Annotated in this window: 7 protein-coding genes; 5 read left to right on the forward strand and 2 right to left on the reverse strand. The window is 55.6% G+C overall.

What is annotated here, in order from left to right; all coding sequences use genetic code 11:
- The first annotated feature begins 36 nt into the window (after positions 1-36).
- From C7459_RS12575 to C7459_RS12595, 5 genes are all read left to right on the forward strand, one after another.
- Positions 37-1,812 (forward strand): phage tail sheath family protein, encoded by a 1,776-nt coding sequence (locus C7459_RS12575; RefSeq protein ID WP_109689660.1) that lies wholly within the window; start codon positions 37-39, stop codon positions 1,810-1,812.
- Positions 1,813-1,842: 30 nt separating this feature from the next.
- Complete coding sequence (locus C7459_RS12580; RefSeq protein ID WP_109689661.1) at positions 1,843-2,277, forward strand: phage tail protein; 435 nt, start codon at positions 1,843-1,845, stop codon at positions 2,275-2,277.
- Positions 2,278-2,370: 93 nt separating this feature from the next.
- Positions 2,371-2,748, forward strand: coding sequence for a hypothetical protein (locus C7459_RS12585; RefSeq protein WP_109689662.1), 378 nt, complete (start codon positions 2,371-2,373; stop codon positions 2,746-2,748).
- Complete coding sequence (locus tag C7459_RS12590) at positions 2,745-2,936, forward strand: DUF6760 family protein (protein WP_109689663.1); 192 nt, start codon at positions 2,745-2,747, stop codon at positions 2,934-2,936. The genes C7459_RS12585 and C7459_RS12590 overlap by 4 nt, the downstream gene beginning before the upstream one ends.
- A 15-nt stretch (positions 2,937-2,951) precedes the next feature.
- On the forward strand, positions 2,952-3,404 hold the full coding sequence (locus C7459_RS12595; RefSeq protein ID WP_109689664.1) for a phage tail protein: 453 nt from the start codon (positions 2,952-2,954) through the stop codon (positions 3,402-3,404).
- Between the two features lie 32 nt (positions 3,405-3,436).
- Here the strand turns inward: C7459_RS12595 and C7459_RS12600 are convergent, their stop codons facing one another.
- On the reverse strand, positions 3,437-3,697 hold the full coding sequence (locus C7459_RS12600) for a hypothetical protein (RefSeq protein ID WP_146200998.1): 261 nt from the start codon (positions 3,695-3,697) through the stop codon (positions 3,437-3,439).
- A gap of 1,121 nt (positions 3,698-4,818) precedes the next feature.
- Positions 4,819-5,523, reverse strand: a complete 705-nt coding sequence (locus C7459_RS12605; protein WP_109689666.1) for a hypothetical protein — start codon at positions 5,521-5,523, stop codon at positions 4,819-4,821.
- Between the last annotated feature and the right edge of the window lie 1,100 nt (positions 5,524-6,623).

Below are 6,623 nucleotides of genomic sequence, written 5' to 3' on the forward strand. Positions count from 1 at the left end.
GACCGGTTCGGGAGATCGTGCACGAACCGGGACGAGATGCCGGAATATTTGACCCCAGGGGTCTACGTAGAAGAGTTTGACAGCGGCTCGGTGCCGCTCGAAGGGGCAAGCACCAGCACCGCTGGTTTTATTGGTCTCGCAGAGCGCGGGCCGTCCAAAGGAATGCCAGAATTGGTGACGGGGTTCCATGATTTCCGTCGCATTTACGGCTCGTACCTCTCCAAAGCGAAGTGGGAGGAGTTTCGTTTCCTCGCCTACGCGGTCGAGAACTTTTTCCTGAACGGGGGTTCCCGTGCCTATATCATGCGGGTGGTTCCGGAAAATGCAGCCCCGGCTGCGAACTTCGACACCAAGCTGGAAGACGACAAACTTCCGGAAACCTTGCTCGTAGAAGCGAAAAACGAAGGCGTCTGGGGCAACCAGATCCAAGTGATCGTCCGTCCGGACAGCAAAGCCAAGTCGGCGATCAAAGCGGTCGTGGATGCAGCAGCGTTCAAATACCAACTGAAAAATTCCTCCGGCTTCAACGCGGGCGATATCGTGCTGTTTGAAGGTGTGGATGGGGCGGAACCGATCACGATCGTATCTGTGCAAGACGATGTGATCCAACTGTCGGCTGCTCTGCCGGACAGCCCGGTCGATGAAGCATTGCCGCCGACCAAAGTATTGAAGACTTGTGAATTCTCCGTCGCTGTCAAATCGGGCGACGAAGTAGAGTTCTATGAACAAGTCTCGCTGAACCGCGAAGCACCGAACCATGTGGACAAGCTGCTGGCAAAGTCCAACCTGATCTACGTCAAGGACAACTTCCCGACTTTCGATCCGGCAAAACCGTTGCACCCGTACTCCGTCGTATCGGACGGCAAGGATGCAAAGGAAAAAGACACGACGTTCGCGATCTCGCTCACAGGCGGCAGCGACGGTAGCTATGAGTCGATCAAGGCAGATCCGAAGCGATACACGGGCGTTGATGATTCCGACCCGTCCAAGCGCACCGGGCTGCAAGCGTTCCTCAACAACGAGGTCGTCTCGATCATGGCGGTGCCAGGTGTGACCGACAAAAACGTGCAAGTCGACCTCGTCGCCCACTGTGAAAAGACCCGCAACCGGGTTGCGATCCTCGATGTGCCGCTGGAACTGGTCAAGCCGGACGACATCCTCACCAAGCACCGCGATCTGTTCGACACGTCGTTTGCGGCGATGTACGGCCCGTGGTTGCAAGTGTTCGATCCGCTGGACAAGCGCAACATCTTCATCCCGCCGTCCGGTTCGGTCGCAGGGATCTATGCTCGCTCCGACAGCACTCGCGGCGTCTCCAAGGCTCCGGCGAATGAAGTCGTGCGCGGATGCACCGGCCTGTCCACTTATTACAACAATGGTGCCCAAGACATCCTGAACCCGAAAGGCGTCAACTTGATTCGTTCCTTCCCGGGCCAAGGCATTCGCGTCTGGGGCGCACGCACACTGTCCTCGAATGGGCTGTGGAAGTACGTCAACGTCCGTCGTCTGTTTATCTTTGTCGAAGAGTCGATCCGCCGTGGGACGAACTGGATCGTATTTGAGCCCAACGATGAACCGCTGTGGGCGCGTGTCCAACGCACGATCGATGTGTTCTTGACCGGCGTCTGGCGCTCGGGCGCACTGATGGGGGCATCTCCGGCAGAGGCGTATTACATCAAGATCGGCCGTGCGACGATGACACAGGATGACATCGATAACGGGCGTCTGATCTGTGAGATCGGCATCTCGCCGACCAAACCGGCTGAGTTTGTCATCTTCCGCTTCACGCAAAAGACCAACGACGCACAATAAGGCTTTTTTGGAGAGAAAGGGGTTTAACACATGGCAGACCGCAAGGACCCGTATCGCAAGTTCCGATTTGCCGTTCAAGTGGACAGCGTGTTGTCCGGGGGCTTCAGCGAAGTCAGCGGCTTCGATGCGTCGATTGACGTCGTCGAGTACCGTGAAGGCGATGAGGTGGCAATCACCCCGCGCAAATTGCCAGGACTGGCGAAGTACGGCAACGTGACGCTCAAGCGTGGCGTGACCGACTCGATGGACATGTTCAACTGGATTCAAGGCTTTACGGAAAATAAAATCGTCCGCAAAGACATCACGATCATCGCGCGTGACGAAGCCAACAACGAAGTGGCGACCTTCCAGATCCGCAACGCGTGGCCGACCAAGTACACCGGTCCGGACTTCAATGCGACGGCATCGGAAGTCACGATTGAGTCATTGGAATTTGCACACGAAGGCATGAAACGCACGAAATAACTGCTGATTGGGTGAAGAACGGGGCCTGGCCAACAAGGGACTTGGGCCTCCGCTTCCCATCCCGCACGACTATTTTTTAGGAGGAAAACGATCATGGCATTCCAGACCGAGTATGAGTTTGTACTTCCCAGAGGCTACGTGGATGAGGAAGGAACTTTGCACCGCCGTGGGGTGATGCGCCTAGCAACGGCAGCGGATGAGATTCTCCCGATGCGCGATCCGCGTGTGCAGAGCAATCCGAGTTACTTGTCGATCATCTTGCTCGCCCGTGTCATCACCAAGCTCGGCGATCTGCACATGATTGACACGCGCACGGTAGAAGGTTTGTTCACGGCAGACTTGGCGTATCTGCAGTCGCTCTACCGCCAAGTAAACGAAGGGGATGGGACGATGCTCAAAGCTTGCTGCCCGAAGTGCGATCATGATTTTGAGGTCGACATGTCTTTTCAGACGATGACGAGCGGGGCATGATGGGCTATCCCGTCGACAAGATCTACGAGGAAGCCTCGTTCATCGCGTACTATTTTCATTGGACGCATGATCAGATCATGGCGATGGAGCACCGGGACCGCCGGAAGTGGTGTGAGGAGATTTCACGCATCAACCGCAATTTGAACGGGGAGAAAGACAAGCCGAAAAACCCGTTCGACGTCTTCTAGCAGGGGGGAGTGTGAATGGCACCGAAGGGAAGCGAACCACGTGCATTTGTCGGAACGTATCGGTTTGCTGTGGAGTTGAAGGGCATTCAAGTCGCCAGTTTCAGTGAGGTCTCGGGGTTGCAATCCGAGATGGAGTATGAGGAGTACAACGAAGGCGGCGTGAACGATTTTACGTACCGTTTTCCGAAGCGGACGAAGTATTCGCCGATCGTGCTCAAGCGCGGGTTGGGCGATGCATTCGAGCTGTGGCAGTGGTATCAGAACACGACACAAGGCAACATTCAGAAAAAGGATGGGGCTGTGATTTTGAATGACGCGGCCGGGCAGGAAGTGTGCCGCTGGTCGTTCCAAGACGCGTACCCGGTCAAATGGTCGGGCGCCGATCTCAACGCCTCGCGCAGTGAAGTGGCGATTGAGACGTTGGAGATCGTATTTTCGCAATTGAAGATGTCCAAAGGAAGTTCGTAATGAGTGGTTCGTTTTTTTGGGAACCCCGTACACTACGCCCCATCGGATCGCTTGCCACGCAGGTGGATCACGGGTTTGCCGTGTCGATCTTGGGGAAGTACGGAACGTATCGCGAGGATTGGCTCGGGTGGCTGGACTTGGTGTACCGCCAAGAAGTCGAAGGAGAGAGCGAAGCAGTCGAGGGTGGAGTCACCCAACTGAATCAGTATCTCGTGCAATTGAAATTGCAGTTGCAGACCTTGCAACACCCGGAATCCCCGCCGTTGATGATGCAACAGACCCTTGTTACCCAACTACAGAATGTCATGCGGCAACCTGCCGTTTTTCATACGATAACGAAACACACCGTGGAGCGGGAGTTGGTTTTTGCCCCGCCGCGTGTAGAGCGGGTGGAAACGCCCGTTTTGCAAGTCACCCAGATTCGCCCGTTTGGTGTGGGTGTGAATGTCGAGATGACGCACACTCAACCAGAAGGGGGAGGGAATTCGAACCCCAGTAGAAGTGCGGAGGCATCGGGAGTACGCAACGCGGATCGCCTTCCATTGTCTGCACCGAGGGTGAGGGCTGACACCGTGCGTGAAGCGGCATCTGGTCCTGTGAAAAATGGATCAGGCATGCGTGCTGATCCACGATCTACGCAGGAGAAGGTCACACACGCAAGCGATGCCCCTGCTTCGGAATCTACAACTCATAATGGGCGCGCGCGACTGTCGAGATCATCGACCTCTCCAGAGGAAGTTCGATCAACGCACGCGACTTCAGACGACGTTGGCGCTGTGCAGACGTTTGATGGAGGCAACAAGCTACTGCCTGTAACTGGTTTGCAAGTGGATGCAGTGAATACAGCGATACCAGTCACAGAAGGGGTACAGTCTCCTGATCACAAAGTCGATCCAGCAAAATCGATCGAGGCTGGGACGGATGGTGTGGGAAGTGCGCAGGTATCGGAGGGATCATCTCGTTCGTCAACTGTGCGCTCGGCAAACCTGCCAGTAGCAGGTCCCCCACTTTCTACACAACTTGGGGAATCGATCTCTTCTGCAGGAACTCCTATGACCACCGTCGGGGAGATGCACCTACCCAATGCGTCGATCCATCCCGCAAGTTCGGAAGACATCTCCGCCAATTGGAGCGGACATCTGTCAGCGGAATTGACGTATGCAGTCAACAGCCAGCCAACTGACGATGCATCTGACAATCCGACTGGAGGACCTGTCCAAGCAGGGCCTGTGCAAACGGTGGGAAAAACGCCTTCTGCACAGAAAGCGCCTAAGGCTGGGACGGAACCGCTGGCTGGACGAGCAAATTCATCGAGCAGAACTGCGTTGTCTCTGGACGAGATTTTAGCACGAGCCTTGCAGTCACGGACCAAGCGCGAAGTTCCAGTTGAAACAACATCATCCATCGAACTGATTCAACCATCGTCAGCAAGTCCAACGATAGCGTCTACTAGAGACCTTACGAGCGATTCTCGAAGTACCACTGCACAGACTGACAAGCCTGTTTCGACAGGCGCACTTGTTCCCCACGATGCAGAGACGTTGGCTGTGCCACCGAGCGGGGGGAGTTTTACCGAGAGTGCGAGTATGAGTACGCCGAGTACGCCGAGTACGCCGAGTACGCCGAGTACGCCGAGTACGCCGAGTACGCCGAGTACGCCGAGTACGCCGAGTACGCCGAGTACGGAACCCTCGTCTCGAAAGGCGTTCAACAGGCGAACGACACCAATTGGTGCCGGACAACCTCCGGGACGGTCACCATCGTTCTGGAGAACGACCTCAAATGGAGTCGTCCCACTATCGGGAGTACCCGAGTCGTATTGGCGAAATCGTGCGGTCGCAGCACCCGATCGAAGTTTGTCATCACCGATCATGCGGATGATCGCTTCGGGCGTGTTACAAGGGTTGCGCATGCCATCCCCGATCTGGGGGATGACCCACGGAATGGAGCATTTTTCGGGGGAGGCCTCCTTGATCTGGCGGATGACCTCTGCAGGTGTGGAACAACGACAAGATCCAGATAGGCAACCGCTGCTGAGGAGTAGTACCATTTCAGAAGCGGAACGAGCAACTGGCGAAGGGCAATCCTCCGGCAGGCGTGTCGTACAAGATCTGAGCATGTTGTTTTCTCCCCGTGAGAGATCCATTTCAGGTACAGCGCAAGGTCACGGAATGGCAGCCCGACTTTGGAGAGCATCTCAAGCAGACGCGGGGGATGGATTGGTTAAGACCTCGCAACTTTGGAAAGTCCTTCCGGTGAGCGTGAAACAAGGTCTAGGCATGTCATCCACCGACTGGAGAACCACCCTTGGAGCGGAACGAACTTCCGTAGGGACACCTTTCATCTGGCGGACCACGTCCGAGGTTGGAGAAGGAACACAAGCTGGAATACAAGTCCCGAGCGTGTCGTCTGCTCCAAACGGAAGGCTCATTCAGGGCACAGCGCCAGAAATAGGTCAAGTGTTAGTAGCTCCGCTCTGGAGAGAACTACCTGCAGAGACGATGGTAGGTCTAGCTAATACAACCCCTCTCTGGAGAGCATCTCAAACAAACGCGGTGGAAGGTTTGGATAAGACCTTGCCAATCTGGAGAGCCCTTCCAGCAAGTGTGATACAAGGTCTAGGCATGTCATCCACCAGCTGGAGAACCACCCTTGGAGCGGAACGAACTCCCGTAGGGACACCTTTCATTTGGCGGACCACGTCCGAAGCTGGAGAAGGACCACCAGACGGATTACAAGTCCCGAGCGTGTCATCAGATCCAAACGGAAGGCTCATTCAGGGCGTAGCGCCAGAAACAGGTCAAGGTGTGATAGCCCCACTCTGGAGAGAACTTCCTGCAAGAGTGTTAGAAGGAGAATTGCAAGGTCTGATAACCCCTCTATGGAGAGCCCTTCCAGCAAGTGTGATACAAGGTCTAGGCATGTCATCCACCAGCTGGAGAACCACTCCCGGAGCGGAACGAACTCCCGTAGGGACACCTTTCATTTGGCGGACGACCTCCGAAGCTGGAGAAGGAACACAAGACGGATTACAAGGTTCGAGCGTGCCAACTGCTCCAAACGGAAGGCTCATTCAGGGCATAGCGCCAGAGCAAGGTCAAGGTGTGATGGCCTCTCCCTGGAGAGAACTACCTGCAGAGACGATGGTAGGTCTAGCTAATACAACCCCTCTCTGGAGAGCATCTCAAACAAACGCGGTGGAAGGTTTGGATAAGACCT

The organism is Tumebacillus permanentifrigoris (assembly GCF_003148565.1).
Classification (GTDB): domain Bacteria; phylum Bacillota; class Bacilli; order Tumebacillales; family Tumebacillaceae; genus Tumebacillus; species Tumebacillus permanentifrigoris.

Excerpts from the sequence above, each read along its gene's own strand:
- C7459_RS12575 (WP_109689660.1), top strand. The coding sequence starts at position 37 with ATGCCGGAATATTTGACCCCAGGGGTCTACGTAGAAGAGTTTGACAGC.
- C7459_RS12580 (WP_109689661.1), top strand. The coding sequence starts at position 1,843 with ATGGCAGACCGCAAGGACCCGTATCGCAAGTTCCGATTTGCCGTTCAA.
- C7459_RS12585 (WP_109689662.1), top strand. The coding sequence starts at position 2,371 with ATGGCATTCCAGACCGAGTATGAGTTTGTACTTCCCAGAGGCTACGTG.
- C7459_RS12590 (WP_109689663.1), top strand. The coding sequence starts at position 2,745 with ATGATGGGCTATCCCGTCGACAAGATCTACGAGGAAGCCTCGTTCATC.
- C7459_RS12595 (WP_109689664.1), top strand. The coding sequence starts at position 2,952 with ATGGCACCGAAGGGAAGCGAACCACGTGCATTTGTCGGAACGTATCGG.
- C7459_RS12605 (WP_109689666.1), bottom strand. The coding sequence starts at position 5,523 with ATGCTCAGATCTTGTACGACACGCCTGCCGGAGGATTGCCCTTCGCCA.